32 protein-coding genes and 1 pseudogene are annotated in these 25,527 nt (G+C 38.3%); 3 read left to right on the top strand and 30 right to left on the bottom strand.

Translation table 11 applies throughout. From position 1 onward, the window contains the following. Positions 1-143: 143 nt before the first annotated feature. The 3 genes from ACFQ3N_RS17435 to ACFQ3N_RS17425 form a co-directional block, all read right to left on the bottom strand. On the bottom strand, positions 144-641 hold the full coding sequence (locus ACFQ3N_RS17435; RefSeq protein ID WP_390363973.1) for a permease prefix domain 1-containing protein: 498 nt from the start codon (positions 639-641) through the stop codon (positions 144-146). After that, positions 614-964 carry a PadR family transcriptional regulator gene (locus ACFQ3N_RS17430; protein WP_390363971.1) on the bottom strand — a complete coding sequence of 117 codons (351 nt, stop codon included), beginning with the start codon at positions 962-964 and terminating at the stop codon, positions 614-616. Before ACFQ3N_RS17430 ends, ACFQ3N_RS17435 begins: the two co-directional genes overlap by 28 nt. 141 nt (positions 965-1,105) lie before the next feature. Then, complete coding sequence (locus tag ACFQ3N_RS17425) at positions 1,106-2,035, bottom strand: MBL fold metallo-hydrolase (protein ID WP_390363969.1); 930 nt, start codon at positions 2,033-2,035, stop codon at positions 1,106-1,108. A gap of 190 nt (positions 2,036-2,225) precedes the next feature. On the opposite strand from ACFQ3N_RS17425, the gene ACFQ3N_RS17420 reads away from it, so the two are divergent. Further along, the gene (locus tag ACFQ3N_RS17420; protein WP_390363967.1) at positions 2,226-2,375 is read left to right on the top strand and encodes a hypothetical protein; all 150 of its coding nucleotides are present in this window, start codon (positions 2,226-2,228) and stop codon (positions 2,373-2,375) included. A gap of 161 nt (positions 2,376-2,536) precedes the next feature. Here ACFQ3N_RS17420 and ACFQ3N_RS17415 read toward each other — a convergent pair whose 3' ends face one another. From ACFQ3N_RS17415 to ACFQ3N_RS17330, 18 genes and pseudogenes are all read right to left on the bottom strand, one after another. Further along, positions 2,537-3,022 (bottom strand): DinB family protein, encoded by a 486-nt coding sequence (locus ACFQ3N_RS17415; RefSeq protein ID WP_390363965.1) that lies wholly within the window; start codon positions 3,020-3,022, stop codon positions 2,537-2,539. A 20-nt stretch (positions 3,023-3,042) separates the two neighbouring features. Further along, positions 3,043-3,312 (bottom strand): hypothetical protein, encoded by a 270-nt coding sequence (locus ACFQ3N_RS17410; RefSeq protein WP_390363963.1) that lies wholly within the window; start codon positions 3,310-3,312, stop codon positions 3,043-3,045. Between the two features lie 28 nt (positions 3,313-3,340). Continuing rightward, positions 3,341-3,490: a hypothetical protein gene (locus ACFQ3N_RS17405; protein ID WP_390363959.1), complete on the bottom strand. Its 150-nt coding sequence runs from the start codon at positions 3,488-3,490 to the stop codon at positions 3,341-3,343. A 127-nt stretch (positions 3,491-3,617) separates the two neighbouring features. Continuing rightward, positions 3,618-3,908, bottom strand: coding sequence for a hypothetical protein (locus ACFQ3N_RS17400; protein ID WP_390363957.1), 291 nt, complete (start codon positions 3,906-3,908; stop codon positions 3,618-3,620). Between the two features lie 274 nt (positions 3,909-4,182). After that, positions 4,183-4,317, bottom strand: a complete 135-nt coding sequence (locus tag ACFQ3N_RS17395) for a hypothetical protein (protein ID WP_390363956.1) — start codon at positions 4,315-4,317, stop codon at positions 4,183-4,185. 435 nt (positions 4,318-4,752) lie between these two features. Beyond that, a pseudogene (locus tag ACFQ3N_RS17390) lies at positions 4,753-5,079 on the bottom strand (DJ-1/PfpI family protein); the annotation flags it as partial. Positions 5,080-5,823: 744 nt separating this feature from the next. Then, positions 5,824-6,471 carry a deoxyribose-phosphate aldolase gene (gene deoC / locus ACFQ3N_RS17385; RefSeq protein ID WP_390363979.1) on the bottom strand — a complete coding sequence of 216 codons (648 nt, stop codon included), beginning with the start codon at positions 6,469-6,471 and terminating at the stop codon, positions 5,824-5,826. 452 nt (positions 6,472-6,923) lie between these two features. Next, on the bottom strand, positions 6,924-7,190 hold the full coding sequence (locus ACFQ3N_RS17380; RefSeq protein WP_390363954.1) for a EutN/CcmL family microcompartment protein: 267 nt from the start codon (positions 7,188-7,190) through the stop codon (positions 6,924-6,926). Then, a complete protein-coding gene (locus tag ACFQ3N_RS17375; protein WP_390363952.1) occupies positions 7,187-7,462 on the bottom strand; it encodes a BMC domain-containing protein in 276 nt (91 codons plus the stop codon). The genes ACFQ3N_RS17380 and ACFQ3N_RS17375 overlap by 4 nt, the downstream gene beginning before the upstream one ends. Continuing rightward, positions 7,455-7,739, bottom strand: coding sequence for a EutN/CcmL family microcompartment protein (locus tag ACFQ3N_RS17370; RefSeq protein WP_390363951.1), 285 nt, complete (start codon positions 7,737-7,739; stop codon positions 7,455-7,457). The genes ACFQ3N_RS17375 and ACFQ3N_RS17370 overlap by 8 nt, the downstream gene beginning before the upstream one ends. 9 nt (positions 7,740-7,748) lie before the next feature. Continuing rightward, a complete protein-coding gene (rpiB, locus tag ACFQ3N_RS17365) occupies positions 7,749-8,210 on the bottom strand; it encodes a ribose 5-phosphate isomerase B (RefSeq protein ID WP_390363949.1) in 462 nt (153 codons plus the stop codon). A 15-nt stretch (positions 8,211-8,225) separates the two neighbouring features. Next, positions 8,226-9,047 (bottom strand): triose-phosphate isomerase, encoded by an 822-nt coding sequence (tpiA, locus tag ACFQ3N_RS17360; protein ID WP_390363947.1) that lies wholly within the window; start codon positions 9,045-9,047, stop codon positions 8,226-8,228. Positions 9,048-9,064: 17 nt separating this feature from the next. Beyond that, positions 9,065-9,337, bottom strand: a complete 273-nt coding sequence (locus ACFQ3N_RS17355; protein WP_390363977.1) for a BMC domain-containing protein — start codon at positions 9,335-9,337, stop codon at positions 9,065-9,067. Between the two features lie 156 nt (positions 9,338-9,493). Beyond that, complete coding sequence (locus ACFQ3N_RS17350; RefSeq protein WP_390363946.1) at positions 9,494-10,924, bottom strand: aldehyde dehydrogenase family protein; 1,431 nt, start codon at positions 10,922-10,924, stop codon at positions 9,494-9,496. Positions 10,925-10,930: 6 nt separating this feature from the next. Then, positions 10,931-11,233 (bottom strand): EutN/CcmL family microcompartment protein, encoded by a 303-nt coding sequence (locus tag ACFQ3N_RS17345; RefSeq protein WP_390363944.1) that lies wholly within the window; start codon positions 11,231-11,233, stop codon positions 10,931-10,933. Continuing rightward, positions 11,230-11,949 carry a hypothetical protein gene (locus ACFQ3N_RS17340; protein ID WP_390363942.1) on the bottom strand — a complete coding sequence of 240 codons (720 nt, stop codon included), beginning with the start codon at positions 11,947-11,949 and terminating at the stop codon, positions 11,230-11,232. The genes ACFQ3N_RS17345 and ACFQ3N_RS17340 overlap by 4 nt, the downstream gene beginning before the upstream one ends. Then, on the bottom strand, positions 11,946-12,608 hold the full coding sequence (locus tag ACFQ3N_RS17335) for a phosphate propanoyltransferase (RefSeq protein ID WP_390363940.1): 663 nt from the start codon (positions 12,606-12,608) through the stop codon (positions 11,946-11,948). The genes ACFQ3N_RS17340 and ACFQ3N_RS17335 overlap by 4 nt, the downstream gene beginning before the upstream one ends. 21 nt (positions 12,609-12,629) lie before the next feature. Beyond that, the gene (locus tag ACFQ3N_RS17330; RefSeq protein WP_390363938.1) at positions 12,630-13,577 is read right to left on the bottom strand and encodes a sugar-binding transcriptional regulator; all 948 of its coding nucleotides are present in this window, start codon (positions 13,575-13,577) and stop codon (positions 12,630-12,632) included. A 384-nt stretch (positions 13,578-13,961) separates the two neighbouring features. On the opposite strand from ACFQ3N_RS17330, the gene ACFQ3N_RS17325 reads away from it, so the two are divergent. Next, positions 13,962-15,464, top strand: a complete 1,503-nt coding sequence (locus ACFQ3N_RS17325) for a malate:quinone oxidoreductase (protein WP_390363936.1) — start codon at positions 13,962-13,964, stop codon at positions 15,462-15,464. A gap of 313 nt (positions 15,465-15,777) precedes the next feature. Here ACFQ3N_RS17325 and ACFQ3N_RS17320 read toward each other — a convergent pair whose 3' ends face one another. From ACFQ3N_RS17320 to nadC, 6 genes are all read right to left on the bottom strand, one after another. Then, the gene (locus tag ACFQ3N_RS17320) at positions 15,778-16,074 is read right to left on the bottom strand and encodes a TIGR04104 family putative zinc finger protein (protein WP_390363934.1); all 297 of its coding nucleotides are present in this window, start codon (positions 16,072-16,074) and stop codon (positions 15,778-15,780) included. A gap of 248 nt (positions 16,075-16,322) precedes the next feature. Beyond that, positions 16,323-16,523, bottom strand: a complete 201-nt coding sequence (locus ACFQ3N_RS17315) for a helix-turn-helix domain-containing protein (protein ID WP_390363932.1) — start codon at positions 16,521-16,523, stop codon at positions 16,323-16,325. 259 nt (positions 16,524-16,782) lie between these two features. Then, on the bottom strand, positions 16,783-18,165 hold the full coding sequence (locus ACFQ3N_RS17310; protein WP_390363930.1) for an MFS transporter: 1,383 nt from the start codon (positions 18,163-18,165) through the stop codon (positions 16,783-16,785). Positions 18,166-18,713: 548 nt separating this feature from the next. Then, the gene (locus ACFQ3N_RS17305; protein ID WP_390363928.1) at positions 18,714-20,702 is read right to left on the bottom strand and encodes a TRAP transporter permease; all 1,989 of its coding nucleotides are present in this window, start codon (positions 20,700-20,702) and stop codon (positions 18,714-18,716) included. A 52-nt stretch (positions 20,703-20,754) separates the two neighbouring features. Next, positions 20,755-21,780 (bottom strand): TAXI family TRAP transporter solute-binding subunit, encoded by a 1,026-nt coding sequence (locus ACFQ3N_RS17300; RefSeq protein ID WP_390363927.1) that lies wholly within the window; start codon positions 21,778-21,780, stop codon positions 20,755-20,757. Then, positions 21,777-22,622, bottom strand: a complete 846-nt coding sequence (gene nadC, locus ACFQ3N_RS17295) for a carboxylating nicotinate-nucleotide diphosphorylase (RefSeq protein WP_390363925.1) — start codon at positions 22,620-22,622, stop codon at positions 21,777-21,779. The genes ACFQ3N_RS17300 and nadC overlap by 4 nt, the downstream gene beginning before the upstream one ends. Before the next feature lie 242 nt (positions 22,623-22,864). On the opposite strand from nadC, the gene ACFQ3N_RS17290 reads away from it, so the two are divergent. Next, a complete protein-coding gene (locus ACFQ3N_RS17290; protein ID WP_390363975.1) occupies positions 22,865-23,383 on the top strand; it encodes a transcription repressor NadR in 519 nt (172 codons plus the stop codon). Positions 23,384-23,498: 115 nt separating this feature from the next. Here the strand turns inward: ACFQ3N_RS17290 and ACFQ3N_RS17285 are convergent, their stop codons facing one another. The 3 genes from ACFQ3N_RS17285 to ACFQ3N_RS17275 form a co-directional block, all read right to left on the bottom strand. Further along, positions 23,499-23,936: an SRPBCC family protein gene (locus ACFQ3N_RS17285; protein ID WP_390363923.1), complete on the bottom strand. Its 438-nt coding sequence runs from the start codon at positions 23,934-23,936 to the stop codon at positions 23,499-23,501. A gap of 37 nt (positions 23,937-23,973) precedes the next feature. Beyond that, the gene (locus tag ACFQ3N_RS17280; RefSeq protein WP_390363921.1) at positions 23,974-24,753 is read right to left on the bottom strand and encodes an SRPBCC domain-containing protein; all 780 of its coding nucleotides are present in this window, start codon (positions 24,751-24,753) and stop codon (positions 23,974-23,976) included. 139 nt (positions 24,754-24,892) lie between these two features. Continuing rightward, the gene (locus ACFQ3N_RS17275) at positions 24,893-25,294 is read right to left on the bottom strand and encodes a DUF3888 domain-containing protein (RefSeq protein ID WP_390363919.1); all 402 of its coding nucleotides are present in this window, start codon (positions 25,292-25,294) and stop codon (positions 24,893-24,895) included. Positions 25,295-25,527 lie beyond the last annotated feature (233 nt).

The raw sequence follows: 25,527 nt of genomic DNA, 5'->3' as shown, positions 1-25,527 counted from the left end.
AAAGGCAAGGCTAAAAGCTGATACCGTCTAAAGACGGTGGAGTTAGACCACGCATTTGTAAGTTAAATCCTTTAAATTAAGTATCTTTATACAGAAAAGAGCACCTCCTTTAAAAGAAGGCACTCAACTAGTGAATATATTACCTATGATAATATTTTGAACTTAACTAGTTTTTTTCTAAACAGAACAAGAGGAACTAATGCTGTTAGCAAACTTGCAACCATAAACCCAGCAGCATATGACGGTATACGTTGGACTAGTACATGGTCATTGATTTCAAATCCTAAAAAGTGAATTCCAATACCAGCACCATCAACAGTTGAGCCTATATTCCATAAGGTGATCCCTTCACTTAACAGAAAGAGAGCTAACAGCAAACTTAAAGAAGTACCAATCCACTTAACTAAATTCCTACATGGAAACATTGCCTTTTGCAATTCACTACCTATCCTGGTTTCTTCTCCAAAAGCTGTAATGGATAAATCAACTGCCTGTTCTTCCGAATAACCATTTCGAATAAATTCTTCTTTTAATAATAACAAATGGTCTTGGATTTCCTCTGTCACTTCTGCTTTCTCGGCTTCACTACAGTCTAACTTATTAGTCATATTGTTTATGTAGACTTCAAATTTTTCTTCCATGGAATCCCCTCCAAGCAAACGTTTATAAGGTTATTCACTTCGAACCATTCATTTAGTTTCGTATCCAGTTCCTTCTTACCCTTGTCTGTAATTTTATAATATTTTCTCCTTCCTCCAGTTTCTGAATCTCCCCAATACGATTCAATCCAATCCTTCTTTTCCATCCGTTTTAACGCCGGATACAATGTGCCTTCACTCATATTATATAATTCATTACTTGATTGTTTTAGATTTTTAACCATTTCATAACCGTATGTATCATTCTTAGCAACTAATGAAAGCAATAATATGTCAATGCTTCCTCGCATTAAATCTTTGTTCACTAAAATCACCTCTTTATAATGTTTAACACGATATACATCGTTGTGCAATGTACATAAAAATCTTCTTATTAAATAATGCTTCTAATTGCACAACAAAAAAGTGCGCTTGCCCCTATGACAAACACACTCAAAATCAATCATTTATACAGTTTTGAACTTAACTTTTCCATGTATGATTTCACGCGATATCTTTCCTGCTTCTTCTAAATAGATTAGACGCGTCAATATAGCCATGAAAGGAGCAACCAACAAACGCTTATTTAAGTTTCCATAGATCTCCTGACAGAGCTGATAAGCTGTTTTCTTTTCCATATGTATCGATTCATAAACTTCCTGCAAACGCTGGTCATGTCTGGATTTTAATTGACTTACCCGTTCACTGAAATTATAAAACACATCACCATGACCTGGTAATGCAAGATCAGAAGGGTATTTTTTAATTCGTTCTAATGACTGATAATATTCACTTAAAATATTACTCTCCTTACCTGACCATAATCCGATAACTGGTGAGATATCTTTTAACACATGATCTCCGGTGAACATAATCTTTTTTTCTTGGTTATAAAAACAAAAATGGTCTGGCGCATGTCCAGGTGTCCAAATGGTTTCATAGTAATCTTCCCCTATTTTAATGCGCTCGTTCTCTTTGATCAGACCATCCGGCTGGAAGTCATAAATAGAGAAATCTTCCTCATCTTTTGCTGGAAAGCCTGTCCCACCATGATCTTTTATTAATTGATCGAGTTGCTCCCGATTACCGGTTACATAACGTTTCTCCATTTCCGGAAGACCTAATTCGAATATGTATACAGGGACACCTTTCTCTTGTTGGAACCATTTTGCCTGGCCAATATGATCCTCATGTGTGTGTGTCAATATTACCTTCTCGATTTTGATACCGGAATCAAACACGTCCTCCCACAAATCCTTTGCCTCATTCGTGTTAATACCCGTATCCATTACAGTGTAACCATTATCCCCTTTTACTAGATAACAATTCACATCATTTTTACCATTATGATAGCGAATAACTAATTTATTTATGCCTTTGGTGACTTTTTCTAACATTGCTACTTTCCCCCTGTGTTGATCGTTAAAAAAGATAATATAATAATTGTAACTTCAACGGTTTGAATTGCAAGAGAGAGGATTTGGTCAATTTTTTACAGCTGATTAATTAAAAAGCTAATTCCTTTCATAAAAACAACGAAACAAGGAAAGCTAAAAACACTATTTATACATTAGGAGGATTATCTCAATGGCTAATCAAAAACCAAACAATAAAAAGGACCAATCCGGTAAAGTTAAAGCCTATCAGGAAATTAACGACGAAATAGCCAAAAACGATAAGCTGAAGCAAAAGCAACCTACCCCCCAACCACAGGATTTTGAGGAGATTGAGTATTGAAAAATTAAATAAATTAAAATGCTTTCTAATTACAAATTACAGAAGGCATTTTTGTTTCCTTAGAAAAATTGACTAATCGCCAAGCATTAATAAAAGCCAAAATATCCAAGCTCACAAGTGAGTTCTAGTATATAATTCTTGTGAAATATGGAATCGAATCTCTAATTACTACTACGATCCCAGCTTTTTTGCAATTTACGTATAAACACGATTTGACCTATGTGATAAGCGTTATGTGTTATTGCATTTCCGAGTAGCTCCCACCACTTAGCTGCAACAGGAAATCCATGTACATCTCCTTCAACTTTTTCTTCCGTTAAAAGAACTTGCCATCTTAACAAGACTTCTAATAGTTGTTCTCTAAGCTCAGCAAAGGCTTTGTTTTCTGAAACAATAAAACTATGATCGTTATGTTCTATAGTCGGAACCGCTTTAACATCTGACTCTTGATACCTAATTTGCCATGTTTCGTTCCAGTAAATTAAATGCTGCACAATCTCCGCAATAGTATGACAGTCTTCATTAGGCTTCCAGTACGCTTGATCCTCTGATAAATTTTCGACTGATTCCGTGAATGAGAGATACCAACTACGGTCATTAGCATTTGCTAAAAACTGATCCAGCAAAATAGCATTAACATGTGACATTTTATCTACCTCCTTCCTATTTACAATAGAAATACTGCAATCCCAGCAGATACAATAATCATGATATAAAAGTAACCATTTTGAATCGGCTTATTTTTGCTACCCAATAATTTTCGAATCGTTGTTCCCATTACTTTAAAAGCAACTCCTGTTATAACGAGGAAGTGAATAAACAAGAAGATCGAGATGAATAAAAAATCCAGATTCAGTAAATTTAATAAGGAGAATAGTATTACGTAGGTTATTGGAAAGGTAATGAAAGAGGCTAGGTCATTTTGATGACCTTCCATAATCCACTCTATAAATCTCTTAACAAACCTAATAATCTCCACTCCTATTTAATTTTTTATTCTCTTCTAATAAAGAAATTACTTTTTCATTTTGTTCAATCATAATGTCATTCTGTTTTCTAATTCTTGTGAAATCAAACAAAAATACTAATAGAATTATTGCTATAAAGATTATCAAAAACTCACTCCTACATTTTATATTATAGATACTTACTAATTCATTCTTTAATGCAAAAAGAATAAATAACCTGCTAGCAATAATCAAATTTACTTTCTCATTATCAGTTTACTGCCATCTAAGTAACTTAAAAGAAAAGTATACTGTAAACCAATAAAATTACAATTCCAATAAATAAAATAATATCTTTCTTATCGTTTTTTACATTCTCTGTTTTGTTATACCACACTATCTTTAACAACGTAACAATAGAAAACAGAAACAAGACAGGAATGATCAGCATACTTAAAAAAGATTCACTTGAAGCTTGTTTGCTTAAACTATTGATCACCAGTAAAAATAAAATTAGTAAAACGATCTTGATTCCTTTGTACTTTTTCGAATTAAAAACAAATTCTTTTATAGTCTTCTTGTTCAAACGACTCCCCCTCACGATGAATCAATTCCATTAGTAAACGAATTTGTAACAATATGTATTTTACGATGAATGGTGTACATAACGTCTACTATTTATTTTAACATAACTATTCAGAATAACTTGTCAATTATAGTAAAGGGACTATCTGAAATTGATATAGTTTTTAAGGTTGGTAATTTGAACAATCAAGACCCTGAAAATTAAACGAAAATATAGTTGCAAGTTAAACGATACGGATGTCCTCTATAACCTATAAACGCTATCTAGATTAGTTTTAATTATTGTTTTTTCTTGCTCTTGCAGCTCTTTTCCTAGCTTTTTTACTTTGTGGAACCTCGGTTGCAAATTCTGTATCACTCGTTTTTTTGTCTACAACGTTCTGTTCTTTTCGATTCGATTTATTACCCATTTTTTCCTCCCTTTATTACACGTTTAATGGTATACCATTTTCTTGCAACTATATTCTACACTTATAGTGTTTCCATATATGGGTAATTATTCCTATAAATATGGATTTATCTCAACTTATTAAACTGACTTTGCTAATTGTTAAAAGTTACTATAATACCAACGTAAAAAATAGCTTGGATATTTCTCCAAGCCATGTTCTTTCTAATATCTCTTGTTAAATTACAGCACCCTTTAGTGAAAAATTTATATTGTATATTCAATGGTTTTAGCAGTTCTTTTCGCAGTAGATTCTCCCAATATCTGTTCAGCAATATATAGTGCCATGTTTATTCTGAAGAAACTCCACCAGAAGATATGATGTTGCCATCTTGTACAACTTTTTTATCGGATAAAACTTGAATCTCAGGATACTTTTCTTGTAGCAATTTCAATGCTAAATGGTGGGTAGTTCCTTCTTTCCATCTAACAAGCCAGTTCCCCCTAATATGTATGCTCCAGTACAAACAGAACATAAATACTCAATACTTTTATGTTCCATAATCCAATCTATTATCTTTTGGTTTTTAGCCAAAGATTGCACCGCTCTTAATGGACCACCTGGAAGTATTAAAATATCTAAATCAGGACTGTCATCAATGCTAAAATCAGGTTCCACATTTATCCCTGAATGAGTTTTTATTGCCATTCCTGTTTCCGAAAAGGTAAATACTTCAAAGGGTCTGGTTGGTAATAAATGCTTTTTATAAAGGGTTAATGTTTGTTCGGCTTTATTATTTGTAGTTAATGATAAAACCTCAGCGGGACCAGCAAAATGTTGATCTTCTTGCTCATCTTTTGCACCCTTTACCTAAATAGAAATTCACACTGCTTGAACATAAGACAACCGTCTTTTTGAGGACTCATTGGACCTTATTTCCTTTCATTATGTATAATTATCGCTGTTGTCGGACTCAGAAGACCTTATTTGTAACAGTTCCAGGAGTTATGGACTGTTTTTTCATGCAATAAGATCCCTTGAGTCCGCTTGATCCTAAAAACCACTGTTTTGACACAAATAAGGGCACTGGGGTCCGCTTAGAATTCGTTCGTCTATTATCTACCTCGTTTACACAAGCAGTGACTGCTCTTCTTGAGCAATCACACCATCTTATTCTCACTCATCCTTTTTACTCTTTTACTAAGAAAAATATTTTACTTCAGTAGGTGACTAATTGCCAAAATTAACATAAATACCCATATTCCCTTATATGAATTAACTAAAAAATGCGACTAGCATATAAATTCACACTATAAATCACATACACTACAATAAATAATTCTCTCTCATGAATTACATTGTGAATTATTTTATAAATAGACACTAAAAACTCTTTCAAACCTTGAAATAACAATAAAAATACACACGAGATTTCGCTTGTGAAATCCCGTGTGTTTTATAATATGTTTTTTAATGTTTAATAGCGATTTGGTCTTATTTTTAGTATTTATTTATGGTGACTCTCCATCAATACCCTTTTCCCTGTTCCCCTTTTGCGATTGCTATTCCTGAGCTTGCTCCTATTCTAGTTGCGCCTGCTGCTACCATTTTTCTTGCGGTATCGAGATCACGCACACATGCAGAAGCTTTTACACCTATATCGGGGCCAACTGTTTCTCTCATTAAAGCAATATCTTCAGGTGTTGCACATCCTGGTCCAAATCCAGTCGATGTTTTAACAAAATCTGATCCTGCCATTTTAGCTAGCAAACAGGCCTTCTTTTTTTCTTCTTCTGTTAAAAATCCTGTTTCAATTATGGTTTTTACAACTGCTTGTTTGTTTACCGCTAATACAACGCCTTCGATATCTTTTTTCACCGCTTCATTGTCTCCAGATTTTAGAGCGCCAATGTTGATCACCATATCGATTTCAGTTGCTCCAGCAGCAATAGCATCACGTGCTTCTGAAACTTTTGTGAATGTACTAGTTGCACCTAACGGGAAACCTATGACCGTAGTAATGCCTACGTTTGTGCCTGCTAGTTCACGTGCGGCCGTTGAAACCCAGAAAGGATTAATACAAACTGTTGCAAATTCATACTCCATTGCTTCCTGACAAATTTGAACAACCTGGTCCCTTGTGCTGTCAGGCTTCAACAATGTATGGTCAATCATTCTAGCGATTTGACGTCCTGTAATGATTGAACTACTGAAGCCATTTGGGGTAGTTCTTGAAACCTCAGGCTTGGTTTGAGAAGCTGGTTCATTTATATTACTTATTTTTTCCATTACTTTATTCGTAATTTGTTCCACTAACTGATCCGTGTTCACCTGATTCACCTCCGATGGTTATTTTCATAGTCTAGAAAATTATAAAATTAGGAGCCTGTGGAAAATTTATTAACCGTTTAAGCCACGTCCAGCTCCGACGTACAGGACGTACTAGTGCCGATGACGCCAAAGGACGTGGCGTTTTCATCGGCCAGCGCCCAACGACTAGTGGGCTTCCTGATCCTCCTTACGATAAGTCAACATCGATTCGCTTACGCTCTTCGTGTTTCCTCTATCTCATGCGGACAAGTCTAGCCCATACGTCGCTAAACGGGCACTTACGCTTTTGTTCTCTATCAATCTCTAACTTCATCAATAATTCCTGCAATAACCGCATCAACTGCTGCTGTTGAGTTTTTTAATACTTGTCGAGCCGAGCCACCTTCTTCTATGATCAATACCCTATCACCAATTCCAGCTTGAGAATTATCTGCTGCAATCAGCGAACTGCCAATCAATTGGTTATTCTCATCGATTGGATGTACAACCATTAATTTTGTATGGCTATGACTCTCTGTTTTAACGGATGACACAACATTGCCGATTACTCGTGCTAGTTTCATTCTCCTTTAGGCAAAACTTTCTCAACTTCTTGATGTGGTCTTGGGATCACATGAACAGATAACAATTCACCGACACGCCCTGCAGCGTCTGAACCAGCTTCTGTTGCCGCTTTTACTGCTCCTACATCACCACGGACCATAACCGTTACCAGACCGCCTCCAACTTGTTCTTTGCCGACTAATTGTACATTAGCTGCCTTTACCATAGCGTCTGCTGCTTCAACTGCTCCTACTAAACCTTTTGTTTCAATCATTCCCAATGCATTATTCATTATAATTTCCTCCTACATAATAGTTGTCGATAATCCCCATGATCCCCAAATCAGATGCTACAACATCTTTATCGAGGGGGAGACTAGATTCTTTACTTTTTGCTAAATACACAATGTCTCCATGGCCTGATTGACCAATCGTGTCAATAGCGATTACTGTTTTTCCTTTTGGAGACAAGTCATCCTTTAATGGCTGAACAGCCAACAGCTTTATTCCTTTTAAACTATCATCCTTATGTGTACAAACAACAGTGCCAGTCACCTTTGCTATGAACAATGTAAAGCCCTACTTTCCTCTTTTAATAAAACGGCTTTCTATCTCCATTATTTTCGTGACCCTGCGTTCGTGCCTGCCTCCAGAAAACTCTGTTTCCAGCCATTTCTTAATCATCTGTACCGCAAGTCCTGGCCCAATTGTCTGGCCACCAATAGAGATAACGTTGGCATTATTATGATCCCGGCTGTTCATAGTAGAGGATAGATCCCAACAAACTGCACACCTTACACCTGGAATTTTGTTTGCAGTCATCGCACTCCCTATTCCGACTCCGTCAATAATAATCCCAAGATAATTATCATTCGTCGCTACACATTCGCCGACTAAAAAGGCTATATCGGGATAATCAACCGATTCTTTATGATGACAGCCAAAATCAATATATTCATAGCCCAATGCCGTGAGTTCCTTCTTTACACTCTCTTTTAATTCAAAACCGCCATGATCACTTCCAATAGCAATTTTTTTCACCGTGTACCAACTCCCTTACTCAAATGCATGGACAATCGTTGAAAAGTTTTCCGCATCTAAGCTTGCTCCTCCAACTAATGCACCATCAATATCTTTCATTTCAGACAAGCTGTGAGCATTTTTTTGATTAACAGAACCCCCATACAGGATCGGAACTTGTTCCGCTATCTCACCAAATGAATGGTGCAGTGTTTCTCTGATAACGTGATGAACAACTTGTGCTTGTTCTGGTTCTGCTGAAAGGCCTGTGCCAATTGCCCAAATAGGCACATAGGCTATGATGACGTTTGAAATGTCATCGACTTTTGATAATGCTTTTAGGATCTGTCCTTTTACCATTTCATTCGTTTTTCCCTGTTCGCGTTGTTTATGTGTCTCACCCACACAAATAATTGGATCGATTCCTGTTGCTACTGACTGTTTTACTTTCTGATTGACCATTCCATCTGTTTCTCCAGCTTCTCTTACTTCTGAATGACCGATTAGGACGTACTTACAATCCAGTTCCTTTAATAGATTAGCAGAAACCTGGCCGGTAAATGCTCCTGAATCCTCCCAATGGACATTTTGTGCCCCAATTGATATGGATGAATCAGGAAGCATTGCACGTAATGGATAGATCAATGGAAACGGAGGACAAATAACCACCTTACCGGACGTGTCACCTGTAATCGATAACCTTTCTACAAACGATGTAGCCGATGCTACATTCATGTTCATCTTCCAATTAGCTACTACTAATTTGCGACGGGTCGGTAAATGAGTGATATTCTCTAACTCCGATTGAATAACTTCTCTTACAATTGTCGAGATGTACGATTTAACCGTGTGATTCATACCATTTCACACCTATTCTATTTTGGTAGTATTGATTCCACTTCCGTATTTGGTCTAGGGATTACATGAACTCCAACTAGTTCTCCTACACGGGATGCAGCTTCTGAACCAGCTTCTGTTGCCGCTTTTACTGCGCCAACATCACCACGAACCATGACCGTAACTAGTCCGCCTCCAACTTGTTCTTTACCAACTAAATTAACGTTTGCTGCTTTTACCATGGCATCCGCTGCCTCAATTGCACCAACTAATCCTTTTGTTTCAATCATTCCGAGTGCTTCTCTAGCCATAATACTTCCTCCTTTTTTAGTTGCTTTCGATTTTGCTGCTCCTTTTTTACGCGTTGTTCCTGTTGCCGGTTTCTTTTCACTTTCCACTGCTTTTGGTGTTTCCTCGTTCTCAGTAGAATTATCTTCCTGATTATCAGCCATTTTTGGTTCACCTCACTATATAATTCTCAGCCCATCGACTAAGACACAGCGTCGCTGGCGAGTAAATGTTCTTGCAGATGTAAGTCCTTCTCCGGTCGGACCGGCAATAGTTAAAGTCGTAAACCCTTCACTGTTATATCCAAGTCCTGATACAGATGGTCCATTTTTCACAAAAATAGTTGCATCAATTTCTTGAGCCATCTTCGTTAAATTGGTTACATTCTGCGAGTGCATGACAGCTGTATGCCGATTTCCCTTTTCTGCTTTTACAGCATATTCAATTGCCTGATCCACACTCCGCGTTTTCACAATTGGAATAATTGGCATTAACATTTCCGTTTGTACAAGCGGATGGTCAAACTCTGTCTCGGTAAAAATAAGTCGTGTTGATGATGGTGCATTTATTCCAGCTGCTTCAAGTATTGTGGAAGCATCCTTACCAATATAGTCGCGATTTGCGTAATATTTCCCGTCTTTTTCAACGAGAACAACCTTTAGTAGTTTTTGAAGTTGAAAACTTTTTAGTTCAATGGCGTTATTTTTAGCCATTTCTGATTTTAATGATTGTGCTACCTGATCAACGACAAAAACTTCTTTCTCAGCAGTACATAATACGTTGTTGTCAAAACTTGCGCCAAGTACAATATCCTTTGCTGCTTTTTCCATGATAGCCGTTTCGTCCACGACACAAGGGGGATTCCCGGGTCCTGCTGCAATTACCTTTTTCCCAACACTCATAGCCGCTTTGACAACCGCACCACCACCGGTAACAACTAGTGCACCAATCTGTGGATGATTCATGACTTCCGTACTTGTTTCCAAACTAGGTGAACTAGCTGCGGTTAAGACATTTTCCGGTCCGCCAGCTGAAATAATCGCTTCGTTTAACAGTTGCATCGCTCGTAAGGAAACGCGTTTGGCACTTGGATGTGGATTGAAAACAACCACGTTCCCAGCAGCGACAATCGATAAACTATTGTTAATAATCGTTGCCCCAGGGTTTGTCGAAGGTGTGATCGCCCCAATAATTCCGATTGGGGCGTATTCCACGAGGGTCAGCCCATCATCACCTGTATAGGTTGTGCTCGTTAAATCTTCAACGCCCGGCGTTTTTTCAGCCGCCAGTTTGTTTTTGACTACCTTATCCTCCACTCTTCCTAACCCAGTTTCCTCAACAGCTAGTTGGGCTAGTTCCTCCGCGTGCTTGATACTCACTTCTCGCATCGATTGAATCATGTTTTTCCTTGTGGAAAGCGAAACATTTCTCATTTTTTCTCTTGCGATTTGTGCAGCATCGACTGCTTCATTGACAGTAGCAAAGACACCGTCACCAAGTGAAGCACCCGTTTCAAGCGTTGCTGAATTAGAGTTTTCAGCATTCGTCTGATTAAATTCCTGAACGACCTTTTCTACTAATTCCTGTACACTTTTTTCTGAGATGTTCATTCATGATCAACCTCCTTTGTTAGCTTCAAACGTAATCTCCCCCTCGATTTCAATGTGATCGATGATACCTACAATCGCTGAATCTACAGGTGTTCCTTCTGTCGTTTCTGTTTGTCTAGCAGAACTTCCACTTACTACCATAACTACTTCTCCAACACCTGACCCCACTGTATCAATGCTAACAAGAGGTTTGCCATCGACCTCAATCGTATTCATATCAAGCGGTTGAACGACTAACAATTTTTTTCCGTAAAGTTTCTCAGCTTTGGATGTTGAAACAACACTGCCTACAACCTTAGCAATTATCACTTCTGATCCCTCTTTTCATCGTGCTCCCTGTTCACTGTAATTCCGAGCTCTCTGGCGATATCTTTACCCATTGGAGTTAGAATACTTCCTTTAGGGAGTGTCACCTCTTTTTCACCATCAACAGCTAATTTCTCGATATGCTTCGCAAGTACTACAGGTTTCTTTTTGCTTACTCGTGTTATCTTTTGTGGTACCTTGGCCATCGGAATGGCATGTATTCCATCCTCCCTCATTTGTCTCCAATACGTTTGGATCCGCTTTTCGATGGAAGGTTTCATGAAAAAGATACTAGATCCTATAGCTGGCATCTGGTCATTTGCGATTATTACTTCCTTGCCCTTCAATTGTGTTTGCATGACCAGCCAGGAAGGAATATCATCATCAATCAATAACGATATTTTAGCTATTAATCCGTGACTAATTGCCGGAACATAAAGGACGTCAATTTGATCAAGTAATTGCTGTAATTCTTGCCTTTTACAATCCTCTAGACGAATCACTTTTGTGTTTGCTTGACTCTCTATTTCCCACTCATGCCCCACACATAACGTTACATGGTGTTTATCAGAAAGCGCTTTAATATTTTCGAGTACTAGTGTTGGATTACTAGATTCATAGACTAGTAAGATCAGGATATCTTTACGTGTTTCCGTATTCGTTGTATGTAGAAAATCGTGTAATGTTTGTTGAACTAACTCTTTTATTCTCTCTCTCATGATGGGATCCCTGACCGTTTCACAGTACCAGTCGCTCCGTTCTCAATGCCCGCTGTATTCGCCTCATCATAATCAACATGCATTTCTAACTGATAGTTTGGAGAAACGCGTATTAGCGTGTTTTCAAACGTCGTTGCTCGCTTACCACCGACCGTGACCTGGACGATGTCACCATTTGCGACTCCAAATGCTTCTGCATCACTTGTGTGCATGTGAATATGTCTGGCTGCACAAATTAAACCTTTGTCTAGTTTCAACTGACCTCTTGGCCCCTGTAAGGTAACCGGAGACGAATCCTCAATGTCTCCTGAATTCCTTATTGGTGGTGTTACTCCAAGCTTGCGAGCATCCGTAAGGGACACTTCAACCTGTGTTTCTCCCCTGGTCGGTCCTAACAAGCGAACATTTCTCAGTTTCCCTTTTGGACCAATTACAGTAACTGTTTCCTGTGCAGCAAATTGGCCAGGCTGAGATAAGTCCTTTGCCTTTTTTAATGCATATCCTTTTCCAAATAACCGTTCCAACCCTGCACGTGAAAGATGTGCATGTCGATTTGAAATTGCAATAGGTACTTGGTTTTTATTTCTATTTAATGCATGCTCACGTAACACTTCTTCTACAGTTGTTTCAATGATTTCTGTTAATTCACTTTGATTCATGTACACCCTCCTTACTAGAGGTTACGTTTCAATTAAAGACTTGGCCGTAAACTGATCAGTAATCAGCACATTGGCATAGTTGCCTTCTAAAGCACCTATAATGCCACTTACTTTCTTTATCCCCCCTGCAACAAGGATCGTCGACTCTATTTTTCTTAAATTTTCCAACTCAATCCCAATTGTTCTAGCATTAATCGCTTCATTACATAGGTTACCTTTACGATCGATAAAACGAGAACAAATATCACCAACCGCATTCTTCTCCTTTAACACCTCCAAGTCTTCTTTGGTAAAATAATCAGCCTTAACTAGGGTCGAACCTTCATTTGGATCACCAACCGTAAACAGTGCAATATTCGCCTGCTTTCCTAGTTCCAACACTTTACTAATATGCCGGTCCCGAGCAATGGCTTGGGTAACATATAAACTGTCAACCACCGCTGGTAACGGCAGGAAATGAGGAGATGTGGCAAAAGCTTTCCCTAAATAATTCAGTATGTCAGATGCATACGTATTGGATTGTGAATGACTGACACCTCCATTAAGCTGAACAACTTTAACATCGAACACATCCTTGGGTTTGATCCGTCTTGCTACTTCAAATAACGTCGTCCCCCAAGTTGTTCCAATAACATCCCCAGACTTCACCATGTCTCTAACATAATTCGCTGCCTTTTCCCCGATATATTCTTTAACAACTGAGTCGTGATAGACAGGAACATGAACAATAATACAATCCTTCAAATTATATTTTTCTTTGATAACTTCTGTTAATTTTTGTCCATCTTCTGTAGGATCATTTATTTGTATCTGAACAATCCCCTGCTTTTTTGCCTCTTGTAAAAGACGGGATACAGACGGTCTGGAGATACCCAATTCTTTTGCGATGGCTTGTTGACTATATTCGAGCTGATAATACATTTTTGCGACTTTTACTGTTCTAGATGATTTAAATTCATTTCTTTCCATTTCCTAACAAGCCTCTCCTAGAAACATAATGACATGGCAGTATGAAATTATGTTCATATTCATTTGAACGTTTGTTTATTTCATTATGACCGAAGTCGACAGAAAGATCAATCACTTTTATGAAAACGCTTTAATTTTTTAGTTAAGAACAAAATATAAACGATAACGGGTTTTCTTCAGGGGCAGACAAACTTCTCCCTTTTTACAACCATAAAAATAGTTTATAATTATCATATACTAGTAGATATCTTATTCTATATATAATTGTGATACACTATAATAGTGATTTAATAGAGACAGAAAAGGTGTGTGACTAGGTCGCGCCTTACCATGGTGTGACGCCTACATATTTTCTGCAAATTTTAGGTGAAAAGGTTGGTAAAAATGAGCAACGGAGAAACTAAAACAGACGTCATTTTAATTGGCGCCGGAATCATGAGTGCGACTTTAGGGACAATCTTGAAAGAACTAAAACCTGAATGGGAAATTACAGTGTTTGAGAAGCTAGCAAATGCAGGTGAGGAAAGCTCTAACGCATGGAATAATGCGGGAACTGGACATGCTGCACTGTGTGAACTAAACTACACAGAAGAGAAAGCTGATGGATCTGTAGATATTAGCAAAGCTATAAAAATTAATGAACAATTTAATGTTTCGATGCAGTTTTGGTCTTATCTTGTAAACAATAGGCTGATACATGATCCACAGGACTTTATCATGCCATTGCCTCATATGAGTCTAGTACAAGGGGAACAAAACGTTAGATTTTTAAAAAATCGTTTTGAAGCGATGGCTAACAATCCTCTATTCGAAGGGATGGAATTTTCCGATGACCCGGAAAAACTGATGGAATGGATTCCACTTATTATGCAAGCCCGTCCATCAAATGAACCGATTGCCACCACAAAAATTGAAAGTGGAACCGATGTTAACTTTGGCGCTTTAACGCGCAAATTGTTTAACCACTTAGAAGGTAATGACTTAAATATAAACTACAAGCATCGTGTTGAGGATATTAAACGTACCAGCGATGACGCTTGGGAAGTGAAAGTGCATGATATGGATACTGGTAAAACAAAATCTCATACAGCAAACTTCGTCTTTATCGGTGGTGGGGGTGGAAGTCTGCATTTGCTACAAAAAACCGGAATACCTGAATCAAAACATATTGGAGGATTCCCAGTAAGCGGACTATTTATGGTATGTAACAATCCAGAAGTTGCAGCGCAGCATCATGCAAAGGTTTACGGTAAAGCTAAGGTTGGTGCTCCGCCAATGTCTGTTCCGCATCTTGACACACGATTTATCGACAACAAGAAATCGTTGCTATTTGGACCGTTTGCCGGTTTCTCACCAAAGTTTTTAAAAACCGGCTCCATGTTTGATCTGTTAACATCCGTTAAAACGGATAATTTATTTACCATGTTGGCGGCAGGCGTAAAAAACGCTTCCTTGACAAAATACTTAATTGAACAAGTTATCTCATCAAAAGAAAAGCGCATGGAAGAGTTACGTGAGTTTATCCCGAACGCCAAAAGTGAAGATTGGGATTTAGTAACCGCGGGCCAGCGGGTGCAAGTTATTAAAGATACGGAGGTTGGTGGCAAAGGAACACTACAATTTGGTACGGAAGTTGTCAGTGATGCTGATGGCACGATAGCAGCCTTGCTAGGTGCTTCTCCAGGTGCTTCTACCGCCGTTCCTGTCATGCTTGAAGTATTAGAGAAGTGCTTCGGGCAACATGTAAATGAGTGGGAACAGAAAATAAAGGAAATGATACCTTCTTATGGCAAATCATTAGTAGAAAACCCAGAGCTTTTACGTGAAATTAATACTTCAACAGCACAGACGCTAGGTCTAAGCAAAAAAGAGCTAGTCGTTAGTTAATGCTTTTGATGACACAGAACCTTTGATCTATCTTTGGATTAAAGGTTCTTTTTTTATCAACATTTATGTATGTAATCCAAAATTGCCTTAAAACCAGTACTTCAAGACAATCAGTAGGCTGAAATTTAAGCATGAACACCTATTAAATCAAAGGGAAATCGTGAACTTTGGCTAGTTTACTTTAATCTTTGGCCAGTTAACCTCAATCTTTGGCCAGTTAGTTAAAAACTTCGGCTTCTAATCCTAAACTTTGGCTTCTTGCTATATTTTTACGAGTTCAGCCACCGTTTGGAACAATTGAGCTATCAGTAAGTTAAAATAACGGCTGGATCTCGTTCGTAAATTCATATTGAAAAGGTAAAATTGCAAAATAAACCAACAATGTTAGAAACATTATAAAAATTGTCCAAGCAAAAGGGAAACCAAAACTGTTTAAAACGATCATGCTAATCGGTAGTGGAATCCCGAGAACTCCTGACTTCCAATGCGTATGCGTTGTGAAATATTGTCTATTCCTGCAATGTGGACACTTTTTTCGTCCATTTATAACAAACAATAATTCTTTCCATTTAAAATGATAATCACAGGACCAACAAACAGGTAATTTCATGTATACACCCCATCTTTTAAGAGTCTTAAGTTAACAAACCAATATCCATATATCTTTAAAATTCTCTTTATACCTTCTCTTTTCGTTCAGTCTGTATATTGTATTTCCAATAAGTCTTTGTTCCATTATTGGTTAAAATCGATTGGTTCAGTATGGTCGATATTAAAATTTTAGGCATAAAAATAAAGACTCCCGAATATTTCTCGACAGCCTGCTTAACAATATTTAATTTATATCTGCGAAAGATATTATATAGTTGTATTCCCAATTTGAAACGAAATATTTAAGGCATTCGATATTTTTTGAAGATCAGATACGTTTACATCTGTGGAGTTGGTTTCAATATTTCTTAGAACATCCTCTGATACTCCACTCCGTTCCATTAATTCTTCCAATGACATACCTCTTAACTCTAACGTTTCCCTAAGATGGCCACTTATATTATCCAAAATAACCCTCCTCCATTTAATGAAATCGCTTTCAATAATTATATTATAAAACAAATTTTCAGTCAATTCCTAGTGTTTACATGTACTGTATATATTATTCATGTTTTAATTTGTTGCTCTATCGTATTCTAAGGAAATTTCGATGTCTCTTGTGGATTTAAATTAAAAATGCAAGCTCCTGCATGAGCCTGCATCTAATAGTTTGTCCATCGCTTCTAACTTCAGGTTCTAAGTGTTCTGGTTACTCCACTACAACAAGTCAAACTTTCATTCTTCTAAAAGAGAAATAAAATAAACAGCCATTCAAAATCGTTACTACAATAAATCCGATAAACACATTGCTATAAGAGATGCCGTGACCTTGGGCTATCGAAAATGGGTTCAACTTTACACCACTTTCGTAATCTAGTATTTTTCCAATAATTGCCCCACTAAAGGCGCCTGACATAAAATTAAATAAGTTATAGATGCCCATTCCTACCCCAATTTCATTCCTTGGGAGTACAGTTGATATCAAATTAGCAGTGGAAGTCTGGATAAACGGAAACGCGATAAAAGTAATAATAAGTACCATACTGATCACCCAGGCACTACTTCCTGTAAAGGTGGATATCAGAAAGAAACCAGTAATCATAAGCCCGAAAGCAATATAGATTACTTGCTTACTCCCCTGCTTATCCGTTAAAGCGCCTACCCATCTCCCCATAAAAGCAGCCGCCATCGCCCCTGGGAATAACGTAAGACCTATTAATAGCGTGTTTAAATGATTCACTTCACTTAACAGAAGTGGCATGATAAACATCGTGCCCATCATGGTCATAATCGCAAAAAATCCCGCAACAATCGTTGTTCGAAATGGAGCGTTTCGAAACAAGTCCGGATGAATAAATGGGATGTCACTGTTAAAAATTCTCCACGCAAACAAACTGAAGAATACGATGCTAATGACGATGTACCACCAAACAAACAGCGTAATAAATAGAATAAGAGATGCTACGGCAAGTGCGATAAACACAGCTCCAGGAATATCAACTCTGCCTCGCCTCTTTTCCTCCTCAGGCATCCAAACTCGGAAAAAAGGAATGGTGAACATAACGAATGCGGAAATTAAAAATAAGTATTGCCAGTTTAGTGCACCCGCAACAAATCCACCGATCACTGGTCCGACACCAGATGCAAATGCCATGGTACTCGAAATGATTCCTAGCATCCTACCTCTTTCTTGTGGAAAATACCGTGATGGCACAATGAAAGCTAGTGCTAGAATAGAAGATGCACCAGCTGCCTGAATCAAGCGCGCCAGAATAACTAGTGGAAATGTTGGTGCAAAAAAGCCAAATAACGAACCGGCTGCAAATAGACTAAGTCCAATCGTCAATAATGTTTTCAACGGATATATATCAGCTAACTTGCCATACATTAATGCTCCGATCGCATAAATAATGATATACCCAGTCACCACCCAGCTCACCTCTGAAGGTAACAACGAAAATGATGCTGCAATATCAGGTACGGCAATCATGAACATGGTTCCATTCATAACAGAGAATAATAAGACAGAACACATCAGGAAGATGATCTTCTTTTGCTCTGGTTTGGTTAGACTATATTCTTCGCTTAATTGCATAGCGTTTGATGTCAATACGATCAATCTCCCTTCCTAATTATTCACAACCTACTTCGTTATCATAAACAGCAAACAGGCCAAAAATCCAGTAAACTGTCTTAGAACAAAAGCTAGAAGCGCCCGTTTAGGGACGTATGGGCTGCGCCCGCGCATCGCGGGTGGGTCGACGTTGCCGCCGAAAGCGGCGAAGTTAGTCGATCTTCCTTAAAGGAAACATGCCCCTTCATAGGGGTATGCCGACGTTGGGCCGGGAGTCCGTTTTTAGTCGGCCTTCCTTCGCTAAGCGAATCGATGTTGACTTATCGTAAGGAGGATCAGGAAGCCCACTAGCAGCACGGGCGCTGGAGCGAGACGCGGCTTACACAGTCAATAATTTATCCAAAGTCTCCAAATTTTATAATTTCCTAAACTATAAGTAAAAAGCCAAAACATACAAGTGATGTATATTTTGACTTTTTTTCTTTATTCACTTATGCTTCTACTCGTGAGAACCTCATCGTTTCTAACACAACAACAATTACGCTCAAAAATGCTACCACATCGACTCAGCATCTATACAAACATTAACTACTAACACCCATCGATTGGCCTACTTCCATTTGCATATCTTCTGTCGATTCTGCCTGAACAGCTTTCTTGCAATTATTTTTTCGCCTATATTGGATAAAGGTAACAAAACACATAATCGCTATTCCAAAACCATCCGATAATAAACCAGGGTACATCGACATCATCCCACTAGCAATCAAGACCGTTCGTTCTAGTAGAGAAGTTCTTGTCAATAACCAGCCAATGGACCCTGCCGCGAGCGTAATCACACCTACTAACGCCGTAATAACAGAAATAACAATTTGTGTTAACGACCCATCCATCAACAAGGAAGGCTCTAACACAAACATATACGGCACCATAAAACCAACTAATCCTAACCGTACCGCTAAAAATCCTACCCTATTTGGATTACTGTTTGCTATTCCTGATGCTGCAAAGGCTGCTACGGCAACCGGTGGGGTGATGGCAGAGAATATCGAAAAATAGACAATAAATAAGTGTGCAGAGATGGTCGACACACCTAATTCAATTAGAGCAGGTGCTGCTAACATCGCCGTTAAAATATAGGCGGCAGCTACAGGCATCCCCATTCCTAAAACAATACAAATAAGCATGACGACGAGTAAAGTGGGAAAAAGCATTCCTTCTGTTATCCCGAGTACAATACTAGTTAACTTCCCCCCAAGACCTGTCGACATAATCCCTGCAATAACTAAACCGGCTGCTGCACAAGCAGTTGTGACAGGAATGGAAGATTTAGCACCTCCAACCATTGCAGCAATGATTTCTTTTAAACCCATGCGCGTGTTTTTATGAAACCAACTGACAACGACAATGGATAAAATACCGTAAAAAGCCGCTCTGGAAGCACTATAACCTTGTATTAGAAAATAGACCAAGACAACTAACGGAATAAAATAGTACCAGCCTTCTTTTAACACCTGCTTCAAGTGTGGAATATGTTGTTTAGCAGTACGTGGCAGATCTAAACGCAATGCTTCGAAATGGACCATCGTTAACAACGAAGCATAATAAAGAAGACCAGGGATGATCGCAGCGATAACAATCGCTCCATATGGCAACTGTGTTACAGCAGCCATCAAGAAAGCAGATGATCCCATAATCGGTGGTAATATGCTTCCCCCAGTAGATGCTGCTGCTTCAACAGCAGCAGCAAACGCTGGCTTATATCCCGTTTTTTTACTTATTGGAATCGTAAACGAACCGGTTGTTACCACGTTAGCGGTTGGGCTTCCGGTAATAGAACCAAAAAAAGCACTAGCCAGAACAGCCACCTTAGCTGCTCCTCCTTTTGAGCTGCCTGCAATAGCCGCTGAAAGCTTGAAGAAAAACTCACCAGCTCCAGCTTTTTGTAAAAACGAACCAAACAGCATAAACATAAATACAAATGAAGCCGCAACAGAAACTGGCGAACCCCATATCCCGTTAAAACTGAAGGCTAATTCATCCAAGAATTCAACAGGAGACAATGGGCGATGACCCCACAGACCACCTAAATGATGACCCCATAATGCATAAGCCATACCTATAAATACAATCATGACAATCGGAAAACCAATCGTTCTTCGTGCTGCCTCCAAACTTAACACGACAACAATTAATCCAACCACTATATCTAAAGGTGCTAAGGGGTCGATAATTGGAATTCGCACTGCCATTCGTTCTGCATGGATCGTGAAATAAATCCCCGCCCCTACAGCTAAGAAAGCAGCCGTATAATCAACCTTTGTTGGCACATGATGGGACCTGCTTTCCCCGGATTTTTTAGAATAGCCAAACAGTAAGAAGGTTAATACCAAAATGAACGACACATGAAGCGCCATCTGGTTCATTGGGTCCAATGTCCCCCAGACAACAGACCAAATCTGGTAGATGGATAAAGCAAGTGCAATAACAGCAAACAGTTTTATATGAATTCCTGATAATTCACGCTTGTTTCCTTCGTTAAACCATGCCAATAGCCTATTTTTAATAGCCACATTGAATTACTCCCTTCCAAGCAACCGATAATTGAGAATTTAAAGCACTAGCCTAGTCGGTTAACCCTTGTTCTTTGAAAAACTTTGCTGCACCAGGATGTAGTGGAACACTCCCAACATCCATTATATTTTCATCCGTTAAATGGCTAAATTCCTCATGTACCGTGCCTAAGTAGTCCAAGTTCTTGTAAATGGCTTGTGTAACTTGATACACTTCCGCTTCTGATACATCCTTGTGCACAAGTAAAATAGCTGGTGTATTAACCGTGTCAATATCACGACCTAAAAAATCATAGCTTCCCGATGGAATCGTCCCGGACACCATCCCTAACTCTTCAGATACGGCTTGAATCGTTTCCTGCTTCAAGTCCAAAAGAGTAAGATCCATTGTCGTGGAAGCTTCGATAATATTGCTAGAAGGAACAGACACCGCATCACCTGTGGCATCGATACGTTTATCCTTCATTAATTCAAACGCTTTAGAATCTCCTAAATGATCAACAGATCCTCCCCAGGAAATGATGTCCTCATACGTAACACCATATTGTTGTAAAATATTCCGTGTGATAATTTCACCTGCTGATCCTTTTTGATCTACAGCTAATCGCAATGGAACCTGATTCTCCACGATGTCATCCAGTGAATTATACCCCGAATCTTCTCTCATAATAAATTGATAGTAATTTGCAGGTATCACAACACTAACCGCCCGAATAGATTCATAGGGTTGATCATATGGTTCTGTCCCGCTATACGCAGCAAAGGCGGTCATTGCATAGGATAATCCATATGAAATGTTCCCAACATCTACGGTTGGTGAATTTTCAACGATCCCACCTGGCTCAACCGTTATAATCGCATCCTCATATTCCCGTCGAATCGATTCGGCTATCCCTTCAGTAAAAACAGACCATGCTCCACCTGTCCGACCACCAATTATCGTCGTGTCCATCCGACTAGTTTCATTGGCCTTCGATGATTCTCCTTCATCCTGAGCCCCACATGCGCCCAATACCATTAATCCAAGCATGCATACGACAAGTAATACTATGTTGCTATATGTAGCTAGTAATCTCATTTTTTATTCCCCTCTTTAACTTGCAAACTTATATCCAATGCAGCTACCGAATGGGTTAAAAAACCTAAGGATATATAATTCACACCCGTACCTGAGTAAGTTGCAAGATTTGCCAAATTAATTCCACCTGAAGCTTCCGTTACAATCGATTCTGGAACATAAGCAACAAATTCGTTAACCTCTTCTGGTGTGCAATTATCAAACATGATCACGTCTGCTCCTGCTGCTGCAGCTTCAAGTACCTCTTCCTTCATCTCTGTTTCGACCTCGATCTTAACCATGTGACCAATTTTATCCCGAACTGCTTGAACAGCTTTCGTAATCGAACCACAAAACGAAATATGATTATCCTTAATCATCACCCCGTCATACAACCCTTGTCGATGATTTCTGCCACCACCTGTTACAACGGCATATTTATCAAACATACGCAGACCTGGAGTGGTTTTTCGTGTATCACAAAGTTGAATCGAACGATCATCTAATATTTCCACACACTTATTTGTTAGCGTAGCAATGCCACTCATCCGCTGCATGAGATTCAAGATAACTCGTTCTGCTGTAAGTAAATGAGCAACCGGACCAACCACCTCGGCTATTTTATCGCCAGCCCTCACCTGCTCCCCATCTGTAACAAACTCTGTTACCTGAATGGAAGAATCAAGTAATCCGTATGCCTCTTTAATGATTCCTACCCCAGCAATAATGCCTGTTTCTTTTGCGATAAATACACCTTTTCCAACTTCATCAAGCGGAAATATCGTTTGGCTGGTTATATCATGATCTCCAATATCTTCTAATAAAAATGATTGAAGCATCGTTCTTACCTTTAATGGATTCATCAGCTTAACTCCTTATATGTTTTTCAAACCACTACGTGAAAACATTCACATTTCATGGTCTACGCGTTCCAATGACGCATGGAATCACCCTTGATAACTGTGAAAATCACAGTAGTATATCTAGGTGTCTTGACATCTATATTTACATATGATTACTATAATAGCAAGTGAAATTTTGTAAAAAATAATGGAAATCGTTTATAGTTGTTTTTGGAGGGGTTAATGTGAAGGATGAAAATAAAATGTCCTCTATCGAGCGACAGAACCTTATCATGAAAAGGTTAAAGGAAACAGAACTTCCTATTAAAGGCAGTGATTTTGCTAAAAAAACAAATGTGAGCAGACAAGTAATTGTACAGGATGTTTCCATTTTAAAAGCTAAAAATGAACCCATTATTGCAACAAGCCAAGGATATATGCTGATCAAACATCAACCAGATAAACATGTAAAACAAAGTGTCATTGTATGCAAACATACCCCTGAACAAACAGAGGAAGAATTAAATTGTCTGGTTGATCATGGCGTTACCGTAAGAGACGTCATCGTGGAACATGCCGTGTACGGGGATTTAACGGCTTCTGTTATGGTAAGTAACCGTGCCGAAGTAACGCAATTCGTGACACGTATAAAAGAAACCAACGCCACGTATTTATCAACGTTAACAGAGGGAATCCACCTACATACATTAGAAGCAGATACACAAGAAAAAATCGACGCAGCATGCAAGGAATTGGAGAAAGCGGGAATACTGGTTCAGTAGTTGATCAGATAAATGAAAAAAAACTCAGTACACCACTTTACAGCTTGTTGTAATATCCAAGTCGTAAAAATTCTTTTATTACTCTTACCAATAGAAAAAGTCATTAATCTTAAAATTAATGACTTTCCAGGATTTCCTTTATTTTTTTCAAGTCTTTCCTATTTGCCCTTCTCATCATAGTTGCCATAAATGATGTAAAGAATTTTGAAAATCCTGTCGGGTTTCCTTTATTTCTTAACACCATTTTAGTTTGATTACCCTCAACCGGATGCCATGTGTAAATCGTCTCCATACTAAATGGCCCATTAGCTGTTTTCATCACCAATTTACTACCTAAGATTAATTCAACAATCTCATAAACATAAGTAAGCTCACGCCCAAGGAATTTAGCTTTAAAAGCAATTTGGGAACCTATCTTGATTGGTTTTGGAGTCTTCCACTCTGCCGAATGAATATTCACATACCATTCAGGAGCGTTGTCTGGGTTTGATGCATATTCTGATACTTGAGTAATGGGGCACTTTATAGTATTTTCTGTTTTTACATCTACCATTGATAAGTTCCTCCAATTTACTGTCTATTTTTGAAACTTATTTATTTTCTACATAATTTTTAAGTAAGGTTCCTAGTAGATACTCCCACCCTTTACTGTGATCTTGTTCCCAATTCTCCTGAATAATGCCTGATGCTGAATGAGAGAGTTGAAGTAATGTTCCCCCATCTTTCTCTATAAGACGATAGGTATAAGCACTGTTTACTGCACCTTGCATACCAAGATGACCATGTAAACGGATTTCCTCAGGAGCATTCACATAATAAACATTACCCCAGATTGCCCCCTCATTCTCCCCCCATTTTTCCATAAATTGTCCGCCTGGAACTGGGTCAAATGTTAAAAAAGAATCTTTACCTTCTGGAGCCACTCGGAACTCCCACCAATCTTGTATGCGCTCTGTTAGTGCCTTGAACACTTCTTCTCGTGGTGCATCCATAAATATTTCTTGCTCGATACGAAAATCGTTATTATTTGTTGTCATTCTCTCTTTCCCTCCATTTTGTTCTACAGTAGAACGTAAATTTATTAGTGAATATGCAGTCGACTGCATATACTTCCCTACCCACCGGTTGTACACTTCCTGAAGTGGTATAGCATTAAGAAAATTTCTTCTATATTTCCCTTCACGCCTAACCACCACTAAGTTTCCATCTTCCAAAATAGTTAAATGTTTCATGATCGCATACCTGGTGACCTTAGGAAAATATTCATCTAATTCACCAGTTGTTTTAGGCGATTTCTTAAGTAAATCAAGAATTTGCCTTCTAATCGGATGCCCTAACGCTTTAAATACAACAGAAAGCTCTTCCTCCATTACATCGTTCCTTTCATAGGTTTATCTTAATTAACACACGTTACCATAAGTGACATACTATATGTGACCTAATAGTAACATGTTGGTAATCACTCGTCAACCAGTCTAAAATCAGCTTTATATTAATTTTAACTCTTGTTTAGTCAAAGTCCACGCTTGGATACGTTTTTAAATGTTCATAATCAATTACTTCCCCATCCGCATTTACTACAATTACATCTTCCCCATAGCTAATATGGGCACGATAATAAGGATAAACTTTTAACGTAATTTCATATGCCCCACCTACTCCATATAACTGCTTTATTTTTAAGATTTCCGTATCATAGGAATCCCAAGTAAGTCCTTCTGGTGCATCCTCATCGTCCTTATAAATGTCTGCTATTGCTTGATCAACTGGCTCTCTTAAGCTATTAATTAATGCATATTTAAGAGTATCACATAATTCCGTATCCGCTTCATTTATGGTTTCTGCATAAGCTGGCGTGTTAAAACTCACTAAAAATATTGCTAACATGAGTATCATAGCAGTTTTTTTCATAATCCATCACCTCAGTTCAGTTTGTGAAACTAAACTGGTCTTATTCCATAATGTTGCTGTAACCTTTGTATCGTTTATCCTTTTTCATAAACAAATAACCTTAGATAACCTAAAATGGGGTATGGATAATTATGTTAAAATAAAAATAGATATAGAGATTGTGAAGAAATGTACTGCGCGAAACGTTTCCTTATAAGTGCCAAAGCACGAAATAGGAGAATTGCTATCAAGTA

It is taken from the genome of Virgibacillus byunsanensis (assembly GCF_042675965.1).
In the GTDB taxonomy this organism is placed as follows: domain Bacteria; phylum Bacillota; class Bacilli; order Bacillales; family Amphibacillaceae; genus Virgibacillus_R; species Virgibacillus_R byunsanensis.
Note: the sequence above shows the minus strand (reverse complement) of the source record. Positions and strands in the feature narration are given on the sequence as shown.

Coding starts and splice junctions, on each gene's coding strand:
- ACFQ3N_RS17435 (WP_390363973.1), bottom strand. CDS start 641: ATGGAAGAAAAATTTGAAGTCTACATAAACAATATGACTAATAAGTTA.
- ACFQ3N_RS17425 (WP_390363969.1), bottom strand. CDS start 2,035: ATGTTAGAAAAAGTCACCAAAGGCATAAATAAATTAGTTATTCGCTAT.
- ACFQ3N_RS17420 (WP_390363967.1), top strand. CDS start 2,226: ATGGCTAATCAAAAACCAAACAATAAAAAGGACCAATCCGGTAAAGTT.
- ACFQ3N_RS17415 (WP_390363965.1), bottom strand. CDS start 3,022: ATGTCACATGTTAATGCTATTTTGCTGGATCAGTTTTTAGCAAATGCT.
- ACFQ3N_RS17410 (WP_390363963.1), bottom strand. CDS start 3,312: ATGGAAGGTCATCAAAATGACCTAGCCTCTTTCATTACCTTTCCAATA.
- ACFQ3N_RS17395 (WP_390363956.1), bottom strand. CDS start 4,317: ATGGGTAATAAATCGAATCGAAAAGAACAGAACGTTGTAGACAAAAAA.
- deoC (WP_390363979.1), bottom strand. CDS start 6,471: ATGATTGACCATACATTGTTGAAGCCTGACAGCACAAGGGACCAGGTT.
- ACFQ3N_RS17380 (WP_390363954.1), bottom strand. CDS start 7,190: ATGAAACTAGCACGAGTAATCGGCAATGTTGTGTCATCCGTTAAAACA.
- ACFQ3N_RS17375 (WP_390363952.1), bottom strand. CDS start 7,462: ATGAATAATGCATTGGGAATGATTGAAACAAAAGGTTTAGTAGGAGCA.
- tpiA (WP_390363947.1), bottom strand. CDS start 9,047: ATGAATCACACGGTTAAATCGTACATCTCGACAATTGTAAGAGAAGTT.
- ACFQ3N_RS17355 (WP_390363977.1), bottom strand. CDS start 9,337: ATGGCTAGAGAAGCACTCGGAATGATTGAAACAAAAGGATTAGTTGGT.
- ACFQ3N_RS17350 (WP_390363946.1), bottom strand. CDS start 10,924: ATGAACATCTCAGAAAAAAGTGTACAGGAATTAGTAGAAAAGGTCGTT.
- ACFQ3N_RS17340 (WP_390363942.1), bottom strand. CDS start 11,949: ATGAGAGAGAGAATAAAAGAGTTAGTTCAACAAACATTACACGATTTT.
- ACFQ3N_RS17335 (WP_390363940.1), bottom strand. CDS start 12,608: ATGAATCAAAGTGAATTAACAGAAATCATTGAAACAACTGTAGAAGAA.
- ACFQ3N_RS17330 (WP_390363938.1), bottom strand. CDS start 13,577: ATGGAAAGAAATGAATTTAAATCATCTAGAACAGTAAAAGTCGCAAAA.
- ACFQ3N_RS17325 (WP_390363936.1), top strand. CDS start 13,962: ATGAGCAACGGAGAAACTAAAACAGACGTCATTTTAATTGGCGCCGGA.
- ACFQ3N_RS17320 (WP_390363934.1), bottom strand. CDS start 16,074: ATGAAATTACCTGTTTGTTGGTCCTGTGATTATCATTTTAAATGGAAA.
- ACFQ3N_RS17300 (WP_390363927.1), bottom strand. CDS start 21,780: ATGAGATTACTAGCTACATATAGCAACATAGTATTACTTGTCGTATGC.
- nadC (WP_390363925.1), bottom strand. CDS start 22,622: ATGAATCCATTAAAGGTAAGAACGATGCTTCAATCATTTTTATTAGAA.
- ACFQ3N_RS17290 (WP_390363975.1), top strand. CDS start 22,865: ATGTCCTCTATCGAGCGACAGAACCTTATCATGAAAAGGTTAAAGGAA.
- ACFQ3N_RS17285 (WP_390363923.1), bottom strand. CDS start 23,936: ATGGTAGATGTAAAAACAGAAAATACTATAAAGTGCCCCATTACTCAA.
- ACFQ3N_RS17280 (WP_390363921.1), bottom strand. CDS start 24,753: ATGGAGGAAGAGCTTTCTGTTGTATTTAAAGCGTTAGGGCATCCGATT.
- ACFQ3N_RS17275 (WP_390363919.1), bottom strand. CDS start 25,294: ATGAAAAAAACTGCTATGATACTCATGTTAGCAATATTTTTAGTGAGT.